This is a genomic window from Campylobacter estrildidarum (genome assembly GCF_005406205.1).
GTDB classification, from domain to species: domain Bacteria; phylum Campylobacterota; class Campylobacteria; order Campylobacterales; family Campylobacteraceae; genus Campylobacter_D; species Campylobacter_D estrildidarum.
Genome location: NZ_NXLZ01000042.1, coordinates 1 through 1,044, shown reverse-complemented (window position 1 = coordinate 1,044; position 1,044 = coordinate 1). Strand labels below are relative to the sequence as shown.

At 25.1% G+C, this 1,044-nt stretch carries 1 protein-coding gene and 1 pseudogene; both read right to left on the bottom strand.

Translation table 11 applies throughout. From position 1 onward, the window contains the following. Positions 1-155: 155 nt before the first annotated feature. Positions 156-596 (bottom strand): hypothetical protein, encoded by a 441-nt coding sequence (locus CQA69_RS08850; protein WP_137621402.1) that lies wholly within the window; start codon positions 594-596, stop codon positions 156-158. A gap of 205 nt (positions 597-801) precedes the next feature. Next, positions 802-1,044, bottom strand: a pseudogene (locus tag CQA69_RS08845) (hypothetical protein); the annotation flags it as partial.

Genomic DNA, 1,044 nt, shown 5'->3' with positions numbered 1-1,044 from the left:
AAGTATAGAACTATAGTTTGAGTTATCATTGATACTAAAGATACTCATATTTATTCCTTTGATTTTAGAATTGTTCTGCCTTCAAATCTAAATATCTTATAAATAAATATAAGCAAGAAGTGTTCCGGTTTCGATAAGTGGAACGAGGAAATAGTTTAGTATCTGCTTTTAAAATCATTTAAAACTTGAAGTGCATAAGATCCATTCCAAGCCCAAATATCACGAAGGGTTCCTGTGCTTTTTTCATAACTTTGTAAATAATATTCTTTTTGATTATTTACATAGCGGTATTTAGCAAGGATGATTTTATCGCCACTTATATTCATAGCTTGTAAAAATTGTTGTGATGTTTTATCACTGTCTCCTGCTATATAAGCATAACTTCTGATACCTACAATGTTATCATATTGACTTGCTCTATCAAAAGTAAAATACCCACCCTTAACATCTTTCATCTCATCAAGGCTAAGAACTTTAACACCTGCACTATTATCACTGAGTGCACCATTACTGACTTTAGCTAGAAAATCATCTGCAAAAGCAGAACTTGCTAATAAAGCACCTAAAGCTGTAACGCTAAATAATTTTTTGATCATAATTTCTCCTTTTTATTAAAGTTTATTTATTTTATCACGACGATTGATTATTTTAATCAAATTTTTAAAAGTCTTAATTTGTAGAGATTTGAATAATATTTATAATGAATTTTTAGCGTTTTAAAAGTTTTTTATTTTTTAATATGTTTTAATGATAATTGTGTAAATTTGTAATATTATTTAGTGATTAATTTTAATAAATTTTCTAAACCTTAATATTCACACTTCTATGTTTAGTTTTAGAACTTAATTTACTAAGATGATTAGTATTAGAATTATTAGTGTTAGAATTACCATTGCTATTAGAATTGTTATTTGTATTTGTATTATCATTAGTATTAGAACTATTATTATCTATTTTTACATTAAAAAGAATTTCTAATTCTTTTGCTAAATCAAATTTATTTTCAAGAAGTTTTTTTATGAGTTCATTTCTTATATTATCATC

What these genes read in the sequence shown, in the direction of transcription:
- CQA69_RS08850 (WP_137621402.1), bottom strand. Translation starts at nt 596, where the DNA reads ATGATCAAAAAATTATTTAGCGTTACAGCTTTAGGTGCTTTATTAGCA.